General features: G+C 73.7%; 15 protein-coding genes. 9 read left to right on the top strand and 6 right to left on the bottom strand.

The features are described 5' to 3' along the window. Positions 1-11: 11 nt before the first annotated feature. Entirely contained in the window at positions 12-1,991 is a 1,980-nt protein-coding gene (locus tag J5X07_RS09500; RefSeq protein WP_208479644.1) for a variant leucine-rich repeat-containing protein, read from the bottom strand. 418 nt (positions 1,992-2,409) lie between these two features. Between J5X07_RS09500 and J5X07_RS09495 the strand changes: the two genes are divergently transcribed. The 9 genes from J5X07_RS09495 (at position 2,410) to J5X07_RS09455 (ending at position 12,738) form a co-directional block, all read left to right on the top strand. Continuing rightward, entirely contained in the window at positions 2,410-3,240 is an 831-nt protein-coding gene (locus J5X07_RS09495) for an ABC transporter ATP-binding protein (protein WP_208479642.1), read from the top strand. Next, positions 3,240-5,804, top strand: coding sequence for an ABC transporter permease (locus tag J5X07_RS09490; RefSeq protein WP_208479640.1), 2,565 nt, complete (start codon positions 3,240-3,242; stop codon positions 5,802-5,804). Before J5X07_RS09495 ends, J5X07_RS09490 begins: the two co-directional genes overlap by 1 nt. 63 nt (positions 5,805-5,867) lie before the next feature. Next, complete coding sequence (locus tag J5X07_RS09485) at positions 5,868-7,793, top strand: ABC transporter transmembrane domain-containing protein (RefSeq protein ID WP_208479639.1); 1,926 nt, start codon at positions 5,868-5,870, stop codon at positions 7,791-7,793. Then, positions 7,793-9,529 carry an ABC transporter ATP-binding protein gene (locus J5X07_RS09480; RefSeq protein ID WP_124932804.1) on the top strand — a complete coding sequence of 579 codons (1,737 nt, stop codon included), beginning with the start codon at positions 7,793-7,795 and terminating at the stop codon, positions 9,527-9,529. The genes J5X07_RS09485 and J5X07_RS09480 overlap by 1 nt, the downstream gene beginning before the upstream one ends. A gap of 193 nt (positions 9,530-9,722) precedes the next feature. Beyond that, positions 9,723-10,736, top strand: coding sequence for an ion transporter (locus tag J5X07_RS09475; protein ID WP_208479637.1), 1,014 nt, complete (start codon positions 9,723-9,725; stop codon positions 10,734-10,736). Between the two features lie 203 nt (positions 10,737-10,939). Then, positions 10,940-11,407 (top strand): phage holin family protein, encoded by a 468-nt coding sequence (locus J5X07_RS09470; protein WP_124932805.1) that lies wholly within the window; start codon positions 10,940-10,942, stop codon positions 11,405-11,407. Next, the gene (locus tag J5X07_RS09465; protein ID WP_185731954.1) at positions 11,404-11,976 is read left to right on the top strand and encodes a hypothetical protein; all 573 of its coding nucleotides are present in this window, start codon (positions 11,404-11,406) and stop codon (positions 11,974-11,976) included. Before J5X07_RS09470 ends, J5X07_RS09465 begins: the two co-directional genes overlap by 4 nt. After that, positions 11,967-12,338 (top strand): DUF3618 domain-containing protein, encoded by a 372-nt coding sequence (locus tag J5X07_RS09460; RefSeq protein ID WP_208479635.1) that lies wholly within the window; start codon positions 11,967-11,969, stop codon positions 12,336-12,338. Before J5X07_RS09465 ends, J5X07_RS09460 begins: the two co-directional genes overlap by 10 nt. Positions 12,339-12,525: 187 nt before the next feature. Next, a complete protein-coding gene (locus tag J5X07_RS09455; RefSeq protein WP_124932807.1) occupies positions 12,526-12,738 on the top strand; it encodes a DUF3073 domain-containing protein in 213 nt (70 codons plus the stop codon). Between the two features lie 104 nt (positions 12,739-12,842). Here J5X07_RS09455 and purM read toward each other — a convergent pair whose 3' ends face one another. The 5 genes from purM to J5X07_RS09430 all read right to left on the bottom strand — a co-directional run bounded on the left by purM (position 12,843) and on the right by J5X07_RS09430 (position 20,246). Next, the gene (purM, locus tag J5X07_RS09450) at positions 12,843-13,991 is read right to left on the bottom strand and encodes a phosphoribosylformylglycinamidine cyclo-ligase (RefSeq protein WP_124932808.1); all 1,149 of its coding nucleotides are present in this window, start codon (positions 13,989-13,991) and stop codon (positions 12,843-12,845) included. Positions 13,992-14,021: 30 nt separating this feature from the next. Further along, entirely contained in the window at positions 14,022-15,734 is a 1,713-nt protein-coding gene (purF, locus tag J5X07_RS09445) for an amidophosphoribosyltransferase (protein WP_424924121.1), read from the bottom strand. A gap of 84 nt (positions 15,735-15,818) precedes the next feature. Continuing rightward, positions 15,819-17,534 carry an RNB domain-containing ribonuclease gene (locus J5X07_RS09440; protein ID WP_208479633.1) on the bottom strand — a complete coding sequence of 572 codons (1,716 nt, stop codon included), beginning with the start codon at positions 17,532-17,534 and terminating at the stop codon, positions 15,819-15,821. Positions 17,535-17,583: 49 nt separating this feature from the next. Beyond that, positions 17,584-17,991 (bottom strand): sterol carrier family protein, encoded by a 408-nt coding sequence (locus J5X07_RS09435; protein ID WP_208479631.1) that lies wholly within the window; start codon positions 17,989-17,991, stop codon positions 17,584-17,586. A gap of 209 nt (positions 17,992-18,200) precedes the next feature. Beyond that, complete coding sequence (locus J5X07_RS09430) at positions 18,201-20,246, bottom strand: PTS fructose transporter subunit IIABC (protein WP_124932811.1); 2,046 nt, start codon at positions 20,244-20,246, stop codon at positions 18,201-18,203. Positions 20,247-20,253: the final 7 nt, after the last annotated feature.

Genomic DNA, 20,253 nt, shown 5'->3' with positions numbered 1-20,253 from the left:
GGCGGCCCGCCTCAGCGGGACTTGGTGGTGCCCTCGGGCGGCCCGGTGGTGTCCATCCTCTTGGCCAGGCAGTGCTCGGCGGAGTAGCCCTGGGCGTCGCACCAGGCGTTGGCCTCCTCCGCGCTGGAGTAGGGGATGCCGGCCAGCGTCACCCACCAGCCCTGGCCCGGCTCGAAGACCGGCCACTCGTCGCTGTCGACGAGCACCGCGGTGGTGTGCTCCTGGCGCAGGGCGAGGAACTCCGCCAGCGCGGAGCGCGCATCCCAGGTCCGCCCCTCGGCGACCAGGCCCGGCCGCTTCGAGGACAGCTGAGGGGTCCATCTGCCCACCAGGGAGCCGCGGACGCCGGAGCGGCCCTGCTCGATGTACCAGCTCAGGGCCTCCGAGGCGGCGGCCTCCTCCCCGGAGGCGTCGGTGCTGGTCTCGGCGGCGCTCACCGCGCCGGGGCTGACCAGGCCCTGGGTGCCCAGGGTGGTGGCGGAGGCCCGGCTGAGGAGCACCTTGCCCGTCATCGCCTCCACCCCCTGCGCGCTGCTGCCGGCGGGGGCGAGGTCGGCCGCTGTGCGGAAGTAATGGCCCGACCCGTAGGTCAGTTCGAGTGCCGCCCCCTCGGTGGGGATGATGAGGGGAGTGCGGGAGAAGTCGAACTCCCCGGAGGCGACGACGGCGTCGGCCATGCCCCCGCCACTGGTGCTCGAGGGCCCGTACAGGTTGATCCGAACCGCCGCCCCGTCGAGGAAATCGCCCTGCGCGCAGGGGCTGGTCACCTTGACCCGGGCGCTGAGGGAGCCCTGCTCATCCGTGACGGACATGACCTGGACGGCGGGGGCCGTGCCGCAGGAGGTGATGGGGCCCGTGCTCGTCGCCGAGGGGATCCCTCCGGCGGCCTCGGCGCCCGCCGCCTCATCGGCCTCGGCCCCGGTGGCCCGCTGGCCGCCGGCCTCGTCCTCCGAGCCCCCGCCGGACAGGCGGGAGCCCAGGAGAGCTCCACCGCCACCGACGATGATGACCAGCAGCAGCACGATGATGCCCACCAGGAGCCTGGTCGTTGAGGAGCGCCGGGACTCCTGGGCCTGGGCCCGGTACGGGGCCTGCACCGGGTAGGAGGGCGCGTAGACGCTCCCCGAGGCCGCCAGCGCGGAGGGCTCGTAGGCCTCGGGGGCCGCACTGGGGGTCTCAGCCCAGGCGGCGATGTCCTCCGCCGACGGCGGGGGCGCGGGGAAGCCGATCGTCTCAGGGGAGTCCGCCTGCGCAGGCCCATCAGCCGTGGCGCCATCGGGCCCGGCCCCATCGGACCCGGCATCGTCCGGCTCGCCCCCACCAGGCCCGGCCCCATCAGGCCCGGCATCGTCCGGCTCGCCCCCACCAGGCTCAGCCCCGTCGGGCCCAGTGCCCTCGGGCCGGCCCGTCCCAGTCAGGTCCTCGCCGTCGGCGCCATCAGCAGTCGCAGGCGCACCGTCCTCCACCGAGTCCGCGACATCGCCGGCATCATCATCCTGAGCGGTATCGCCCTCGAGGTCATCATCGGCGGCCCGCTGCTCGCCGCCCTCGGCAACCGCCCCCTGAGCGTCGGGCTCCTCGGCGCCCCCAGGCCCACCGTCATCAGCAAGGCCTCCAGCATCCTCAGCTCCGTCGTCCTGCGCGGACTCCCCCTCGACGCCGGGCCCAGCGTCGTCGGCCCCGCCGTCCGAGAGCCGCTCGTCCTCCTCGCCGCCATCCCCCACCCCCGCGGGCGGAGCATCCTGGGCCTCGGCCCCTGAATCAGCAGAAGCGCCGCCGGACCCCTCCCGCGCCATCCCCTCCGCGGGCCCGGCCCCCTGAGCCTCCAGCCAGAGGAGCAGATCATCGTGGATGCTCGGATTCGTCATCAGCGCGCTCCGCAGATCCGGCCGGTTGCGGGCAATAGCGGTCTGCAGGTCCGGGTCGGCCGTCTGCGCGGCGAGCACCTGATCCGCCCGCGAGGCCTCGATGATCAGTTGCAGGGGGTCCATAACAAAGCCTTCCTCGATCGCCGGACTTGGAGTGGATGACAGTGGATAACCGGGCCCGTTCCTGCAACCACCGGGCCCGATCCCATCCTAGCCACCACCCTGTGACGCCCATGTGGGCCTCATGGGCCGGCCTCTCCCGCCCGTCCCGCCGGACCACCCGGCCCTCCTTCGCGAGGACCCCCGCATCCCGTCCGCAAGGAGGAGTGACTCGCCCCACTATCATGAGAGAATCCCACGGACACCAGCACCATCGACGGCTCGGGCCCCCGGCGGCCCCGCCCACCGGCTGTCCGCATCCATCAACCGCCCGTTCTGATCACCCTCCCGGCACGCACCGCCCATCACGATCCACCAGGACGGGCGGGGCATGCGACTGGACCCCGCCCGCCACCCACCTCAGCCCTCCAGGAGGCTTCTCATGAGTTCTGCGCCAGTGTCCCTGCTCTCCCCGCATCGGCCTGTCGAGGATCCGGTGGTCCGGGCCCGGGGACTGACGAAGGTCTACGGCCGGGGATCGGGGGCGGTGACCGCCCTGGACGCCGTCGACGTCGATATCGCCCGGGCACGCTTCACCGCGATCATGGGGCCCTCGGGATCGGGCAAGTCGACCCTCATGCACTGCCTGGCGGGCCTGGACTCGGTCAGCGGCGGGCAGATCGTGCTCGACGGCCTGGAGGTCTCGGCCATGAGCCAGCGCCGCCTGACGCGGCTGCGCCGGGAGCGGATCGGCTTCATCTTCCAGTCCTTCAACCTGGTGCCGACCCTGACGGCCGCGGAGAACATCACGCTGCCCCTGGACATCGCCCGCACCAAGGTGGACAAGCAGCGCTTCGACCAGGTCATCGAGGCCGTGGGGCTGACCGACCGCCTGAGCCATCGGCCCGCCGAGCTCTCGGGGGGCCAGGTCCAGCGGGTGGCCTGCGCCCGGGCACTGGTGGGCTCCCCCGCCGTCGTCTTCGCCGATGAGCCCACGGGGAACCTGGATTCGCGCTCCACCGAGCAGGTCCTGGCCATCCTGCGCTCGAGCGTGGACGCCCTGGGCCAGTCGGTGGTCATGGTCACCCACGAGCCCGAGGCCGCGGCGTGGGCCGATACGGTGGTCTTCCTGCGCGATGGGCAGGTGGTGGCCGAGCTGGCCGACCCCGATCGCGACCGGGTCCTCGACGCCCTGCGCGATCTGGGCGAGGGCGGGGGCCCCGCAGCCGCCCCGGGCGCCACCGGCCAGCAGCGCGAGCCGGGGGCCGAGTGATGCTCAGGGTCACCTGGCGCTCCATCCGCGCCCATGTCAAGCAGTTCGTCCTGACCACCTTCGCCGTCGTGCTGGGAGTGGCCTTCCTGTCAGGGACCCTGGCCCTGCGCGCGGTCATGTCCGACACCTTCTCCGCCCTGACGGCCTCCACCTTCACCGCCGACCTCTACCTCACCGGCCGGACCGTGGGCGACCCCACGACCTCCTCCAACGTCCAGTCCCAGCCCATCGACGCCTCCCTGGCCCAGGAGGCGCAGGGCGTCGAGGGCGTGGAGACCGCCAACCCGGGGGCCAGCATGCCCGGGGTCCTGGTGGGCGCCGACGGCGCCCCCGTGACCACCGGGGGCGCGCCCACCCTGTTCATCCCCCTGTTCGAGCGCGAGCCGGGGCTGACCTGGGTCGAGGGGCGGCGCCCGGCCGGCGCCGAGGAGATCGCCCTGGAGTCCGGCGCCCTGGAGCGCTCGGGCCTCAAGATCGGGGACACCACCCATGTGGTCCTCCAGGGCCGGCCCATGGAGGTCACCGTCGTCGGCGAGCTGTCCTACGGCACCACCATGGCCGGGGCCAGCATCATCGGCATGGACGGCGACTGGCTGGTGCCCATGGCCGCACCGGACGGGAAGATCTCCTCGGTGTCCATCAGCGTGGCCGACGGCGCTGAGACCGGCACCGTCAAGGAGTCCCTGGCCCAGATGGTGCCCGACGGCGTCGAGGTCAGGACCCGCGCCGAGATGATCGATGAGACCAATGCCTTCATCGAGCGGATCCTGGGATTCGTCCAGACCTTCCTGCTGGTCTTCGTGGTGCTGGCGATGTTCGTGGGCTCCTTCATCATCATGAACTCCTTCGCCATGAGCGTGCGCCAGCGGGTCAGGGAGTTCGCCCTGCTGCGGGCGGTGGGGGCCTCGCCGGGCTCGGTGTTCGGCGTGGTCTTCTGCCAGGCCCTGGTCATCGGCATCGTCGGCTCGGCGCTGGGCGTGGTGGTCGGCGCCGGCCTGCTCAAGGGGCTGGTGGCCCTGCTCGATGCGATGGGCATGCCCCTGACCGACGGGGTGCCCATGACCCCCGCCATCATCGCCGTGTCCATGGTCGTGGGGATCCTGGTCACCGTGGTGGGCGCGCTCATGCCGGCGCGCGAGGCCGCGACCACCCATCCGGTGGAGGCCATGCGCGGGGTCAGCGGGGCGCGGGAGAAGCCCCTGGTGGTGCGCACCGTCATCGGCGCCCTGGTCCTGGCCGGGGGCGCGGCGGCCGTGGCCGCCGCCTGGGCCGGGGAGGAGCTGGACCAGCGCCGGCTCGTCCTGGGGCTGGGGGCCGCCGGCATCCTGCTGGGCCTGCTGGTGGTCTCGCCCGTGCTGGCCCGCCCCGTGGTGGGGGTCATCGGCCTGCCCTTCCGGCTGCTGCGGCCCGCCGGGCGCCTGGCGGTGCGCAACATCGTGCACAACCCGCGGCGCACCGCCAACACCTCAGGGGCCCTCATGGTGGGCATGGCCCTGGTGTGCGCCGGGGCCACCATCGCCGCCTCGGTCAACTCCTCGGTCTCCGATGAGGTCAACACCTCCATGAGGGCCGACCTGCTCATCCAGCCGGCCTCCGGCGCGGCCCAGGCCTCCCTGAGCCCGCAGATGGTCCAGCAGATCAACGAGCTGGACCAGGTGGCCTCCACCACGGGGTTCACGGCCCACAGCGCCGCCATGACCCGGCCCGACGGCACCCAGGCCGTGGCCGGCCTGGCCGTCGTCGATCCCACCGCCTACAGCCGGTCCTTCGACCCCAGGATGTCCTCGGGATCCCTGTCCGACCTGGACCAGACCCATGTCATCGCCTTCGAGGGCTCCGAGCTGGCCCTGGGCGAGACCGTGACCCTCACCGGCTCCAACGGCACCGTGCAGGCCACCGTGGCCGGCATCGCCGACCCCCGCGGCGTCCAGTCCCACCTCTACGTCTCACCCGACACCGCCGCCGCGGTGGGATCCCTGAGCGGCGCCACCCCCACCCGGAGCGATGAGGTCCTGGACTCCCCGATGGGCCTGTTCGTCACCCTGGAGCCGGGAGCGGACCTGGAGGCGGTGCGCGACCGGATCCAGGACATCGTGGCCCCCACCTACGTCTACCAGGTCATGGACCACCAGCAGGTCTCCGACCAGATCGGCCAGAGCGTCAACCAGACCCTGGGCATCCTCTACGCCCTGCTGGGCCTGTCCATCGCCATCGCCATCCTGGGCATCGTCAACACCCTGGTGCTCTCGGTGGCCGAGCGCACCCGGGAGATCGGCCTCATGCGCGCCGTGGGACTGGGGAAGTCCCAGCTGGCCGGCGAGATCATGGTCGAGTCGGTCCTCACCGCCCTGTACGGCACCGTCCTGGGAGGGGCCACCGGCATCATCCTGGCCGCCGCCCTGCGCAAGGTCCTGGAGGATGACGGCCTGACCTCCCTGACCATCCCCTGGGGCCAGTTGGTGGCGATGCTCGTCATCTCCGTGATCGTCGGCCTCATCGCCGCCCTGTGGCCCGCCCTGCGCGCCTCGCGCCTGCCCGTCCTGGAGGCCATCGCCACCGAGTGACCGCCCGGCCGGACCCCGCGCAGCAGGAGAAGCAGCGGAACCTGCACTAGCCTGAGGAGCACTATGCCCTCCTCTGCGCCCTCCCCGCTCGCGCGGGTCCTGCCCTCCGCGCACAGCGCCCTGACGGCCGCCCCGCACGCGCCCCTGCCGCAGCCTCCCCTGACCGGCAGCGGGGCGCTCCTGGTGTGGCTGCTGCGCCGGGCCGCTGTGCCGGTGCTCATCGCGACCGCGGCCGCCTGCGTCGCCAACGTCATCCAGGCAGTGGTCCCCGCCTTCCTGGGCGCCGCCCTGGACGCCGGTATCGAGAACGGCCTCAACGCCGGGATCTGGCGGATCTGCCTCACACTCATGGTGCTGTTCCTCCTCTACGCCGTGGGCGACACCATGCTGTCCTACTTCGGCGTCGTGGCCTGGATGCGCACCACCTTCGACGTCAGCCGGCTGGTGGGGCGCCAGGTCTCCATCACCGGGGCAGACCTGGGCCGCCAGGCCTCCACTGGCGAGATCGCCTCCATCATCGCCTCCGACGCCCAGTACCTGGGCAACTTCATCGAGCGCCTCCCCCAGCTCCTGGGGGCCGCCGTCTCCTTCGCGGTCGTCGCGGTCCTCATGCTGCGCACCTCCGTGCAGCTGGGAACCATCGTCATCATCGGCATGCCCCTGGTGGCCTGGATCGTCACCCTGGTCATCAAGCCCCTGCAGCGCCGTCAGGCCCATCAGCGCGAGGCCCAGGCCGAGGTGACCACCATCACCACCGACACCGTGGCCGGGCTGCGCATCCTGCGGGGCATCGGCGGCGAGGACGTCTTCGCCCGCCGCTACATGCAGGCCTCCCAGGAGCTCAGGCGCCGCGGGGTGGAGGTGGCCGGCACCCAGTCCATCCTCATGAGCCTCCAGGTCCTCCTGCCCGGGCTGTTCGTGGCCGCAGTGGTGTGGGCCGCCGCCCGGATCGCGCTGAGCGGGGGGATCACCCCCGGGGCGCTGGTGACCTTCTACGGCTACACCGCCTACCTGTCCTGGCCGCTGTGGGTCTTCTCCAACTCCGTGCAGGACTACACGCGGGCCGTCGTCGGGGCCCGGCGGCTCGCCAGGCTCCTGAGGGTGACTCCTGCCGCGGGCTCGGTCCGCGAGCGCCTGGACCTGGACCCCGCCCGCGCCTTCCCCACCCGCGGCGACCTGGTGGACACCTCCACCGGCCTGCGCCTGATCGAGGGGCGCATGACCGCCCTGGTGGCGCAGGACCCGCAGGTGGCGGCGGATGCGGCCACCCGCCTGGGCCGCTTCTCGGACGCCGGGCCCACGGTCGCCCTGGCCGGGCGGCCCCTGGCCAACATGCCGCTGGAGAAGGTGCGCGCCAGCATCGTCGTGTCCGGGGCCACGGCGCAGCTGTTCACCGGGACCCTGCGCGAGGCCCTGGATGTGCGCGGCGCCGGCGCCCCGGTGCCCGCGGATCTGGGGGCGCTCATCCGCGCCGAGGCCGAGCGCGCCGCAGTGGCCGACGTCGACCAGCAGGTCCGCTCCCACCAGCGCCACGCCCCCGGGGACGACAGGCTCCTGGAGGCGTTGGAGATCGCTGACGCCGGCGACGTGCTCACCTCCCTGGACGAGGGGCTGGCGGGGATGATCACGGAGAAGGGCCGGTCCCTGTCCGGCGGCCAGCGCCAGCGCGTGGCGCTGGCCCGGGCCCTGCTGACCGAGGCCCCCGCCCTGGTGCTCATCGAGCCGACCTCAGCCCTGGACTCCCACACCGAGTCGCGCGTGGCCAGGCGCCTGGCCCGGGCGCGCGCCGGTCGCACCACGGTGGTGGTCTCCTCCTCCCCGCTGGTGCTGGAGGTCTGCGACGAGGTGATCCTTCTGGGCGACGACGGCGCCCAGCGCGTGCGCTCCACCCACCGCGACCTGCTGGCCAAGGCCCACCTGGGCCTGCCCGAGGCGATCGCCTACCGCGCCGTGGTGGCGCGGGCCGCTGGAGAGGAGGCCGGCTCCTGATGGCGCTGCCGCTCGCCCCCGGCCGGGTCGCCCTGCGCAAGACCCTCGGGATCATGGCCTCCTACCGGGGGCGCTTCGCGGTCGTCCTGGCCCTGCAGATCGCAGCGGTCCTGGCCACCCTGGTGGCCCCCCAGCTGCTGGGGCGCCTGGTGGGCCGGGTGTCTCAGGGGCGGGCCACGATCGGGTATGTCGACACGGTGGTCCTGGTCATCATCGTGGTCACGATCGTGGGCGCGGTGATCAACCGCTACGCCCAGATGCACGCCCGCTCCCTGGGCGAGGCGGTCTTCGCCGACCTGCGCGAGCGCATGATGGGGCGCGTGGTGCACCTGCCGCTCTCGGCGGTGGAGTCCGCGGGCACCGGCGACCTGGTGGGCCGCACCACCAACGACGTCTCGCGCATCGACTTCCTCGTGCGGGTGGGGATCCCCCAGATCCTCGTGTGCGTGGTGACGATCATCTTCACGGTGGTCGCCGCCGTCCTGTCCGATCCGCTGCTGGCCCTGGCCCTGCTGCTCATCGTCCCGCCGGTGTGGGGGATGATGAGCTGGTACCTGCCGCGCTCGGTGCCCGCCTACCGGGCGCAGTCGGCGGCCTACGCCCGTCTCAACGGCGTGGTCTCCGAGACGGTGGAGCATGCCGAGACGGTGGACGCCCTGGGGATCGGCAGCCTCCGCGAGGCCGCGATCGGGGCCGCCCTCAAGGAGGCGTGGTCCTTGGAGCGCTACACCGCCGTGCTGCGGGTGGGCCTGTTCCTGGTGCTCGACGTGGCCTGGCGGGCCCCGGTGGTGCTGGTCCTGCTGTGGGGCGGGTTCCTGGCCTCCCGCGGTCACGCCACGCTGGGGGCGATCACGACGGTGGCCCTGTATGCCATGGAGCTGCGCAAGCCGGTGGGGCAGCTGATGTTCTGGATCGACCAGGTGCAGGTGGGCCAGGCCTCCCTCTCGCGCATCCTGGGGGTGGAGGAGGTCGGGGCCGACCGCCGCCCCACCGGGGAGGCGCCCCGGGGCACCCGGATGGTGCTGCGCGATGTGCGCTTCGCCTACCGCGAGGGCGTGGAGGTCCTTCACGGCGTCGACCTGGAGCTGGTGCCCGGCGAGAGGCTGGCGGTGGTGGGCCCCTCGGGCTCGGGCAAGTCCACCCTGGGGCGGATGCTGGCGGGCATCAACCCGCCGACCTCGGGCAGCGTGACCGTGGGCGGGGTGAGGCTGACGGATCTGAGCGAGGAGGAGCTGCGGCGGCATGTGGCCCTGGTGACCCAGGAGCATCACGTCTTCGTGGGGTCGATCGCCGACAACGTGCGCCTGGGGCGCCCCGATGCCGACGATGCGATGATCCGTCAGGCGCTGGAGGCGATCGGGGCGGATACCTGGGTCGATGGGCTGGCCTCGGGCATGGACACGATGGTGGGCTCGGGGCACCTGGGGCTGAGCCCCGCTCAGGCCCAGGAGGTGGCGCTGGCCCGCCTGGTGCTGCTCGATCCGCACACCCTCATCCTGGATGAGGCGACCTCCCTTCTCGATCCGCGTGCCGCCCGCACCCTGGAGCAGACCCTGTCCACGGTCCTGGCCGGCCGCACGGTGGTGGAGGTGGCCCACCGCCTCTACACCGCTCAGGACGCCGACCGGGTGGCGGTGGTCATGGACGGGCGCATCATCGAGCTGGGCACCCATGAGGAGCTGGTGGCCCTGGGCGGGGAGTATGCGAGCCTGTGGGAGGCCTGGAGCCGCGAATAGCCCCCTCCTTTCGACAATTTGCATGACATCGGCTTTCTCCGGGCCTGGAAAAGCACGATCTCATGCAAATTGTCGAAAATTGGGAGGGCGTGGGGAGGGGAGATCTCCCCATGCCGCAAGGGCGGGCCATCCCCTACAATCCTCGGCGGCACCCCTGCCGCCCCATATCCCGCCCCTGCACGGAGGTCATCGGTTGAGCACGAAGGTCGCCCTGCGGCGCGCCCAGCTGGACAGCTGGATCCACTCCCCCGCGGTGCAGAACGTCATCATGGCGGTCATCGTCATCAACTCCATAACCATCGGCCTGGAGACCGCCGTTCACGGCGCCTCCCCGATGGCCAGGATCCTGCACCTGCTCGACCACATCGCCCTGGCGGTCTTCGTGGGCGAGATCGCCATCAAGATCCCCGCCATGGGGCCGCGCCGCTTCTTCTCCAGCGGCTGGAACGTCTTCGACTTCCTGGTGGTGGCCGTGGCGCTGGTGCCCGGGGCCGGGCCCCTGTCGGTGCTGCGCACCCTGCGCATCCTGCGACTGCTGCGGGTCATCAAGTTCCTGCCGAGCCTGCGCCGCGTGGTGGAGGCGCTCATGCTCTCCCTGCCGGGGATCAGCGCCATCGCCGTGCTCATGCTCATGATCTTCTACGTGGCCGCGGTCATGTCCACCGCCATGTTCGGCCAGGCCTTCCCCGACTGGTTCGGCAGCCTGGGCAAGTCCCTCTACACGCTGTTCCAGATCATGACCCTGGAGAGCTGGTCCATGGGGATCGTGCGCCCGGTCATGGAGCACTCCCCCTGGGCCTGGGCCTTCTTCGTGCCCTTCATCCTGGTCTCGGCCTTCACCATGCTCAACCTGTTCGTCGCGGTCATCGTGGACACCATGGGGCAGATGGACGCCGCCGGGCAGGAGGAGACCACCGACCCGCAGCAGGACGAGGCCGCCGGCACAGCGCCGGCGCAGAGCCGGCCGGGCGAGGGCCCCGACACGCCGGTGAGCGGGGCCGGCGCCTCGCACCCGGCCCGGGAGGAGATCCTCAAGACCAACCCCGAGGCCCTGGCCGGGGACGAGGGGCGGGCGCCGGCCAGGCTGGCCCCCACCAGCCCCGGGACCGGGGAGGGCCTCACCGAGCTGCTGGCGGAGATGCGGGCCCTGCGAGCGGAGGTCGCGGCCCTTCGCGCACAGCACGACGACGGCGCCCCGCAGCGCTGAGCCGCAGGGCGCTCCGAGGGCTCCGCGGCCACCGCGATCGCCCCCGTGCCCGCCGCCGAGCCCGGCAGGCGCATAGGGGCCGGCGAACGCCGCCGAGCGGGACCCGGGGGCAGGCGCTGTTCCGTCGCGGCCCGGGCTATGAGATTCTTACCCCGGTGGCTCCATCCACCGACACCGTCCATAGCCGCGAAGGTCGTTCCTCCATGCCCCAGAATCAACCCCCCGCGCCACCGCCGGCACCGTCCGCGCGCGCAGGCTCCTCCAGCCCCCAGCCGTCCCTGGGCGAACTCGTCGTGCGGATCGGCGACAACATCGTCGCCCTGGTGCGCGGCGAGCTCCGCCTGGCCAAGGCCCGCGGGATGCGCATGGCCAAGACGATGGGGCTGGGCGCGGGCCTGCTGGGCGCCGCCGCCGTGCTGGCGCTCTACGCCTTCGGACTGGTGCTGGCCTCGATCGTCCAGGCACTCAGCCTGGCCCTGCCGGCATGGGCGGCCAGCCTCATCGTGGCCCTCGTCCTGCTGATCATCTGCGCGATCCTCGCCTACCTGGGCAGGAGGAGGCTCCTGGCCGCCAAGGACGACGTCCCCGACCCCAAGGCCGGTCTCACCCAGAGCGTGGAGGCCTTCAAGGGAGCGGTCAGCACCGGCCTGGAGAGGGGGGAGTCCCAATGAGCGCGGCGGCACGCAGCGCCGGCAGCAGCAAGAGGCGAGCCCCCGGCCCCACCCCCGAGGCCCTGGCGGCCGCGCAGGACGCACGGCGCCGCGCCCTGGTCTCCGACGTCGATGAGCTGGCCTCCCGCCTTGCCCCGGCCAGCCTCAAGCGCTCGGCGCGGCAGGCGGCGGACTCAGCGATGAGCACTCTGCGCGCCCGCGGCCAGGATGCGGCGGCCCAGGCCCGCAGCCGGGCCGGGGCCCTCAGCGGCCGGGCCCAGGACAGGGCCCAGGGCCTGCTGGCGAAGGCGGGCCTGTCCCGGGAGGGCGCGGACAGGAGTGCCGACGACTCCCCGGAGGGCGGTCGGGCGCAGGCCTATGGGCTCGCCCCCTCCGCCGGCGCCGACGGGCAGCCGCTGGGGCGGCGACTGAGCCTGCTGCTCGATGACGCCCGCGACGGCGACCCGGTGGCCCTGGCGATCGTTACCGCCGCCGCCCTCGGCCTGGCGGGCCTCAGTGGCGTGGCGCTGGTCAAGGCGATCAGCACGCTGAGGCCGTCACCGGCAGGACCATCCCAGGGATGGCAGTGAGGCGCCAGAGCCGGGGCGCGGCGGGCGGCTCAGGCAGGGTGCCCGCGCCGAGCCCTGAGGAGATCGAGGAGGAGCTGCGGGCCCGGCGCCAGAGCCTGGCGGACTGCGTCGATGAGCTGTTCTCCCGCATCAGCCCGCGCGAGCAGGCCCGCCAGGCCGGCGGCGACCTGCGCGAGCAGGCCGGGACCCGGCTGACCGCCCTGCGGCACCAGACCGGGTCCAGGGTCTCCGAGCTGCGCCGGCAGGGGCGCGAGGCGGAGGAGCGCGCCAGGCGCGGGCTCGACCGCGCCCAGAGGGCCGGGGCGCGCCGGCTCAAGGAGACCGGCTCGCGCCTGAGAGGCCTGTTCAACACGCCCGGATGACGGCCCTCAGGCGGCCGATGGTCCTCCTGCGCGCCCCTGGGCGCCCGGGGGTGGGCGGCACCACGGCACCTGAACGTCTTCCGAATGGTGTTCCCGCACGACGACGTTGTACGGTTGGCCCACGACACATTTGACCAGGAAGAGCGCGCCCTGTGCGTGCCGTGACACGTTGGAGGGGGTCGAGCCTATGGGGCGCGGCCGTCAGAAGGCCAAGGCAACCAAGGTTGCCCGTAAGCTCAAGTACTTCAGCCCGCAGACCGATTACGCCGCTCTTGAGCGCGAGCTCGTCTCGGCGTCCTCGGGCTCCGAGGCCGAGGACGAGATCGATTACGAGGAGCTGGCCGCCAAGTACGCCGTCGATGACGACGACTGGGAGGGCTCCGACGAGGGTGGCAGGTAGGCCTCTCGGCTGACGCCCCACCGGGATAGCAGCCGGCAGGCACTGGCCTGCCGGCTGTCCCGTGCCGGGGCCCGAGTCGCGCCGGGCCCCGGTCCGCTGGCCGGTCAGCCCGCCCGGTAGTCCCCGGTCAGATCGACGCCGCCGCCGTCGACGCCCTTGGTGCCGGTCACCAGGCTCCCCTGTGGCTGGCCGTCGGCAGTGCGCACCTCGCCGAGCACCCAGGCGGGGATGCCGGCGCCCTGGGCCACCCGCAGCACGCCGTCGGCGCCGTCGGGATCCACGACGGCGACCATGCCGACCCCCAGGTTGAGGGTGGACTCCAGGTCGCTCCAGGGCACCCGGCCCAGGTCGCGCATGACCGAGAAGACGGGCGGCACGCTCCAGGAGCCGCGGTCGACCCGGGCGACGAGCCCGCGGGGCAGCACGCGGGCGAGGTTGGCGGCCAGTCCCCCGCCCGTGATGTGGGACAGGGCGTGGACGGGCCCGGCAGCGGCGGCGGGGGCCAGGGTCTCCAGCATCACCAGGCACACGCGGGTGTAGAGGCGGGTGGGCTCGAGCAGCTCCTCGCCCAGGGTCCGGCCGAACTCCGGGACGTGGCGCTCCAGGTCCCAGCCCGCGCTCCCGATGATGCGCCGCACCAGGGAGTAGCCGTTGGAGTGCAGGCCGGAGGAGCCCAGGGCCACGATCGCATCGCCCGCCCGCACCCGCTCGGCGCCCAGGAGGCGGTCGGCCTCGACCACCCCGGTCGCGGCCCCGGCGACGTCGTACTCCTGGGGCCCCAGCAGGCCCGGGTGCTCGGCGGTCTCCCCGCCCAGCAGGGGGGTGCCCACGGCCTGGCAGGCCCGGGCCACGCCGCGCACGATGTCGGCGATGCGCTCGGGCACCACGCGCCCGCAGGCGATGTAGTCGGTCATGAGCAGGGGGCGGGCGCCGACGACGATGATGTCGTCGACCACCATGCCCACCAGGTCCTGGCCGATGGTGTCGTGGATGTCGAGGGCCTGGGCGATGGCCACCTTCGTGCCCACCCCGTCGGTGGAGGTGGCCAGCAGGGGGCGGCGGTAGTCGCGCAGGGCGGTGGCGTCCACCAGCCCGGCGAAGCCCCCCACGCCCCCCACGACCTGCGGGGTCATGGTGGCACTGACGGCGGACCGCATGAGCTCGACGGCGCGGTCCCCCGCTGCGGTGTCCACCCCGGCGGAGGCGTAGGTGATCGGCTGGTGCTGCTGGTCCTCGTCGGGCACGGGTGTCATCACTGGGCTCCTTGGCGTGGGTGGGTCATGTCAGCTGGCTGCTGCGGGGCCGCCCGAGCCGAGCTCGGGGCGGGTGACCCGCCCGGCGGCCTCGCCCTGCGGCGGGTGGGGCGGGCCGGGGCGGCGGTAGGCGGAGGGCACGCGGTTGACCGGGATGGTGCCGATCGGGATGCCCGGGGCCGGTGGCGGGATCGGGTAGTCGCCGGTGAAGCAGGCCAGGCACAGCTCCTCGGCGCGCTGGTCGGTGGCCTGCACCATGCCGTCGATGGACAGGAAGCCCAGGGAGTCGGCGTTGATGGAGCGGCGGATCTCATCGAGGCCCATGCCGGTGGCGATGAGCTCGGCGCGGGTGGCGAAGTCGATGCCGTAGTAGCAGGGCCACAGCACCGGCGGGGAGGAGATGCGCACATGGACCTCGGCGGCTCCGGCCTCGCGCAGCATCCGCACCAGGGCGCGCTGGGTGTTGCCGCGCACGATGGAGTCGTCGACCACCACCAGGCGCTTGCCCTCGATGACCTCGCGCAGCGGGTTGAGCTTGAGGCGGATGCCCAGCTGGCGCAGTGTCTGGGTGGGCTGGATGAAGGTGCGCCCCACGTAGGCGTTCTTCACCAGTCCTTGGCCGTAGGGGATGCCGGAGGCCTGGGCGTAGCCGATGGCCGCCGGGGTTCCCGACTCCGGGGTGGCGATGACCAGGTCGGCATCCACGGGGTGCTCGCGCGCCAGGGCGGCCCCCATCTCGTTGCGCGAGGCGATGACGCTGCGCCCCGAGATACGGGTGTCGGGCCGGGCCAGGTAGACGTACTCGAAGACGCAGCCGGCGCGGCGGGGGGTGGCGAAGCGGGTGGAGCGCACGCCGTCGTCGTCGATCTCGATGAGCTCTCCGGGCTCGATCTCGCGCACGAAGGCGGCCCCCACGATGTCCAGGGCGGCGGTCTCGGAGGCGACCGCCCAGCCGTTGGACAGACGGCCCAGGACCAGGGGCCGCACTCCTTGGGGGTCGCGGGCCGCGTAGAGGGTGCGCTCGTCCATGAACACCAGGGAGAAGGCGCCGCGCAGCATCGGCAGGACGGTCAGCGCCGCCTGGTGCATGGTCAGGGGGGCCGGGGCGGCCGGGTCCCCCTCGCCGGCTGCTTCGGCCCGCTGGTCGGCGGCGGGGCCCCAGCCGGCCAGGCATCCGCGCTCGGAGACCAGGTTCATCAGGGCGGCGATGACCGCGGTGTCGGTGGACGAGCCGCGGCCGAGCTCGCCGGTGAGGTCCTCCCCGGAGGTCTCGCGCACGGCGGCCATGAGCTCGGGGGTGTTGGTGAGGTTGCCGTTGTGGGTCAGCGCCAGGGTGCCGCCGGCCGCCGGCCCGAGCATGGGCTGGGCGTTCTCCCAGGTGGTGGCGCCGGTGGTGGCGTAGCGGACGTGGCCGACGGCGAGGTGGCCGGCGAGGTTGGACAGGGCGGCGTCGTCGAAGACCTGGGAGACCAGGCCCATGTCCTTGTAGACCAGGATCTGCCTGCCGTTGGAGGTGGCGATCCCGGCGGACTCCTGGCCGCGGTGCTGGAGGGCGTAGAGCCCGAAGTAGCTCAGGCGGGAGACGTCCTCCCCCGGGGCCCACACGCCGAAGACGCCGCACTCCTCGCGGGGGCCATCCGCCAGGCCATCGGGCAGCTCGTCGCGGCACCCCGACGACGCCGCGGGTGCGCGGTTCAGGGAGGCAGGAGGGGCGGTCAGCGCAGGGTTCTCACCGGTGCTCACCACCCCAGTCTTCCATGCCCGGCGCCGGGCTGCGCCGTGACCCGCTGGATCGCGGCCCGTCGGGCAGGCGGCCAGCGGCAGGGCTCACACGAGGAGGAACTCGGTACGGCCGGCCGCGGGGTCGGCCCGGATGAGCCGGGCCCGCACCATCTCCCCCAGGGGCAGCCGGGCACCGCCCTGCTCCTCGCCGCCCCGGTCCTGGCCTGCCGGGTCGTGGTCGCCCCGGCCCTCCTCGCCCCGGAGCTCGGCGATGACGGCGGGCTCGGAGACCATGAGCTCTCCACGCCCCTGGCGCACGGAGAGGATGACGCCCTCGAAGACCTCCCCCTCGTGCCCGGACATGACCATGGCCTCCAGGGCTGAGATCGCGCCTCGGCCCACGGCCCTGGCCCGACGACCGGTCCGGGCCATGGCCTCGGGCAGCTCGGGCAGGGCGCTGGCCGCCCAGTCGGGCACGGGCCGGCCCGCGCACACGGCGATGCAGACCTCCTCGCCGTAGCGGTCCACCAGGCGGCGCAGGGGCGCGGTGACGTGGGCGTAGGGGGAGGCGATGGCCGCGTGGGCGGTGCGCTCGGCGCCCTCGGGGCCGGCGCCGTCCTCGGCCTCGGGCAGGGCCAGGTAGCCGGCGCCGCGGAACAGCGAGAGCGCCTGGTCCAGGAAGGCGGCATGGGCGGGCACGGCGTGATCGAGGCTGCGCACCAGCTCGGGATAGGGCAGGTCCTGGGGCCAGTCGATGCGCAGGGCTCGGGCCACGCGGCGCAGGCGCCGGTGGTCCTCGGGCGCGGCCGGAGGCATGGTGCGCAGGATGCCGATGCCGGCCCCCATCATGATCCGGGCGGCGCAGATGCCGGTGAGCAGGGAGATCTGCGCGTTGTACCCCTCCACGGGCAGGGCGGCGCGGAAGACGAGCCGGTAGCCGCCGGGCGCCGCTCCAGCGGGCCCCTCGCCCGCGCCGTCCGGGGCCTCCGGGGCGTGTGCGGGCTCCTGCGCGGGGACGGCGGCCGGCTGCGGCGCGACCCCGGGGGCGCTGGGCGCGCCCGGGGCCCCGTCAACGGCCTCGATCGTCTGCTCGGGGGTGGCCAGTGAGACTCCCCCGCGGGCGGCCTCACGCTCCTGGCGCAGTCGGCCGATCCGCTCCAGGAGCCGGGGCAGATCGGCGGGGGCGCGCGGGTCGAGCCCGGCCCGGCCGTCGAGGGCCGCCTGCACCTGGGCGTAGCTCAGGCGCGCCCGCGAGCGCACGAGGGCGCGCTCGACGTGGGCGTGGAGGATCTCGCCGCGGGCATCCAGGTCGATGGTCCACAGGCAGGCGGGCCGGTCCTGCTCCTCCAGGAGCGAGGCGGCCCCGTGGGAGAGGATCTCGGGGTGCAGGGGCGTGGCGTGGTCAGGGGCGTAGACGGTCTCGCCGCGGCGGCGCAGCTCGGCGTCCAGGGCACCGCCGGGCCGCACGAAGGTGGCCAGGGAGGCGATGGCGTAGTGGACGCGGTAGGCGGTGGCCTGGCCGGTCCCGGTCGCCGCGGGCTGCTCCGGCGGGCCCAGGCTCTCCAGGGCCAGCGCCTGGTCGAGATCCATGGAGCCGGCCGGATCGATGGTGACCAGGGGGAGGTCGCGGGCATCGCGGGCACCGTCATCCAGGAGCCGCTGGGCCCCGCCGTCGGCCCATCGGGCGGCGGCCTGCTCGGCCTCGGCCAGGGCCTGGGGCGGGAAGCTGGCGAGGATGCCGTGCTCCGCGCGCAGGGCGCTCAGGGCTCGGGCGACCTCGGCGGGAGGCGCGGTGTGCGCGCTCAGGCGAGTGCGGCTCATGGGGCGAATCTACCCGCCGCCCCCGCCCTGCGCAGTGCCGGGGCGCGGCTCAGGGCCGGACCAGCGGCAGGTGGGCCGACAGGTCGCAGCGCTCCCCCGAGGCCCGCAGGGCTCCGCTTCTCAGGGCCTCCTCCCAGGTCAGGGCGCCGGTGGCCAGGGCCAGCCAGGTCTCGGGGCCCGTCTCCACCACGCTGGGCGGGGTGCCCCGGCGGTGGACGGCTCCCGCGACCGCCTGCGTGGCTCCGAAGGGGGGCACCCGCACCTCCACGGCGCGGCCCGGGGCGCAGGCGGCCAGCTCCTCCAGGGTGTAGCGCACCGCCGTCGCGGTGGTGCGGCGGATCTGCGCGCGATGGGCCGGGCCGGTCTCCGGGCCCTCAGGGTCCTGGGCCCGGTACGCCGCCCATCGGCGCACCGCCTGAGCACCAGCATCCGGATCGATGCGCCGCGGGGGAGTCATGGGGGCAATCCTACGCGGCGGCCCCGGCGCGCGGTCACCGCCCGCCCCTGCACCCTGGCGCGTCCTCGGCCCGTCCCGGACGATAAGGCCGGGATCCGGGAGGCGAGTGCGGGGTGCGCGATGCGATGATCCTGCAGTCGCATTGCGCACCCCGCGCTCGCCCCCCCGCCTGGCGGCCCCGCCCGGGGCCCGCACGGGCGCCGCCGGCCTCAGGCCTTGTGGGCGCGGCTCTTGAGTAGGATCACCAGCACTGCGGTGACCGCGACACCGGCGAGGATCGCCGCGAGGAATCCGATGACGTTGGTGATGGCGAAGGCCACGAACACGCCTCCGTGCGGAGCGCGCGAGCCCACGTGCAGGGCCATGGACAGCGCCCCGGTCACCGCGCCCCCGGCCATCGTGGCCGGGATGATGCGCAGCGGGTCGGCCGCGGCGAAGGGGATGGCGCCCTCGGAGATGAAGGACAGGCCCAGCAGCCAGGCGCTGCGCCCGTTCTCCACCTCCGCCTTGGTGAACAGGCGGGGCCGCAGGAAGGTCGCCACCGAGACGGCCAGCGGCGGCACCATGCCCGCGGCCATGACGGCGGCCATGACCTCGAAGGAGGCGGTGGTCGCGGCCGCCAGGCCGGCGGTGGCGAAGAGGTAGGCGGCCTTGTTGACCGGGCCGCCCAGGTCGAAGCACATCATGAGGCCCAGGATGACGCCCAGCAGCACGGCGGATCCGCCCTCGGACATGGAGGTCAGGCCGTCCTGCAGGCCGGCCATGAGGGAGGCCAGGGGCTTGCCCAGGAGCATGTACATGACCGAGCCCACCGCCAGGGTGGTCCCCAGGGGGATGATGACCACGGGCATGAGGCCGCGCAGCCACTGCGGCACCCGGAGACCGGTGAGCCAGGCCGCGACGTAGCCGGCGAGGATGCCCCCCACCAGGCCGCCGATGAAGCCGGAGTCCACCGAGAGCGCCACCGCGCCCATGGCGAAGCCGGGGGCGATGCCGGGGCGGCCGGCCAGGCCGAAGGCGATGTAGCCGGCCAGGGCGGGGACCAGGAAGCCCATCGCCGCCTGCCCCAGCACCAGGAACACCGACCCGAGGTAGAGCATCAGCCCGCTGGAGTGCTCCGCGCCGGGGACCGTTCCCGGCAGGTTCCACAGGGTGTAGTCGTGCGTCACGGCCTCGGCCACGGGCTTGTCGGCGCCCTCGGGCGTCAGGGCGATGTCGTAGCCGCCGAAGAGGAAGCCCAGGGCGATGAGCAGACCGCCCGCGGCCACGAAGGGGATCATGTAGGACACGCCGGTCATGACCGCCCGCTGGAGGCGGCGGGCCCAGTGGACCGACTCCTCCTCATCCTCCGAGCCGCCCTCGGCCTGGGCCCCGCCTGCGGGCACCCGGGGGGCGGCGGGGTCGTCGATGGCGGCCAGGGCCCGCTCCACCAGGCCCCCGGCGTCATTGACGGCCGCCTTGACGCCGACGTCGATCACCGGCTTGCCGGCGAAGCGCTCGCGGCCCTTGACCGGCAGGTCGTGGGCGAAGATGACGGCGTCGGCCCGTGCCACGAGCGCGGGGTCCAGGGCATCGATCCTGCCCGAGCCCTGCCCCTCGATGGCCACGGTGATCCCCCGGTCCTTGCCGGCCTGCTCCAGGGCCTCGGCGGCCATGAAGGTGTGGGCGATGCCGGTGGGGCAGGAGGAGACCCCGACGATGACCACGTCCCCACCGCCCGCTCCGCCCTCGGCCGCGGCGGGCGCCCCGTCGTCGGCCGCGGCGGCGGTAGCGTCCCCGCCGTCGAGCAGCTCGGGCTGGACCTGGCCGGTGACGATACGGGCCACCTCCTCGGGGCTCCGGGCCTGCCTCAGGGCCTCGGTGAACTCGGCCTGCATGAGGCCGCGGGCGAGCTTGGCCAGCAGCTGGAGGTGGAAGTCGTCGGCGCCGTCGGGGGCGGCGATCATGAAGATGAGATCGGCGGCCCGCCCATCGGCCGCCCCGAAGTCCACGGGCTCGGCCAGTCGTGCGAAGCCCAGGCTGGGGGCGAGCACGTGGGGGCTGCGGCAGTGGGGGATGGCGATCCCACCGGGGATGCCGGTGGGGGCGGTGGCCTCGCGCGCCTTGGCGTCGGAGGCCAGTCCGTCGGGGGAGGAGGCTCGGCCTGCGCCCGCCACGGTGGCGGCCAGGAACTCGATGACGTCCTCCTTGCTCGGCCCGGCCTGGGCGTCCAGGACGACCAGATCGGGGATGATCAATGGCGTGTTCTCGGTCATGGGGCTT

It is taken from the genome of Actinomyces bowdenii (assembly GCF_017592395.1).
In the GTDB taxonomy this organism is placed as follows: Bacteria; Actinomycetota; Actinomycetes; order Actinomycetales; family Actinomycetaceae; genus Actinomyces; species Actinomyces bowdenii.
Note: the sequence above shows the minus strand (reverse complement) of the source record. Positions and strands in the feature narration are given on the sequence as shown.